The 585-nt window shown below is 41.9% G+C and carries 1 protein-coding gene; it reads right to left on the minus strand.

The genetic code is table 11. From position 1 onward, the window contains the following. Positions 1–585: SLBB domain-containing protein (locus JCM17102_RS25485; RefSeq protein ID WP_033887297.1), on the minus strand; the 585-nt coding region annotated here is incomplete at both ends.

The following is a 585-nucleotide window of genomic DNA, read 5'->3' on the forward strand; positions in this document are numbered from 1 at the left end:
GGAAGCAATCATCATGCCCAGAGAACTGAAAGAAGTGGCATAACCCAGTATTTCCCCTACATTAGTACGTTTCTTCGATTTACTCGGAACTATGATCTCACAACCAGGCTCAATCTGTTTCTTAGCATTACCCTTTACCCGGGTCACCTCTCCGTTCATGTATACAATGAACTTCTTACTCTTCTTTGCATTATCCGAATAGCCGCCAGCTTGATTCAAATAATAATCAATATCTTTACCTTCCAAATAAGAAACGGTATTAGGAACCATGACAGCACCGTTGATAGTGACTGTATTTGTATTCTTCGGAATGGAAATGACATCACCTTCACGTAAAACGATATTGGAACTGCTTTTAGGATTACGAAGGGCTTTCTCCAAATCAATACCTACGGTAAAAGAATTTTCAACTTCGATTCCCAAAGAATCCATCATCTCTTCTCCCAACTGACGGCGCATCAGACGAATGACATCGGCCATACGTTTCTTTTCATCGGCATTGGCTATACGAGTCAGTTTGGCACCACGCAGATAAGCATAATTTGTAGCACCGCCAGCTTTGTTCACCAGATCAGAGAGACGTTC

The organism is Bacteroides faecichinchillae JCM 17102 (assembly GCF_000614145.1).
GTDB lineage: Bacteria > Bacteroidota > Bacteroidia > Bacteroidales > Bacteroidaceae > Bacteroides > Bacteroides faecichinchillae.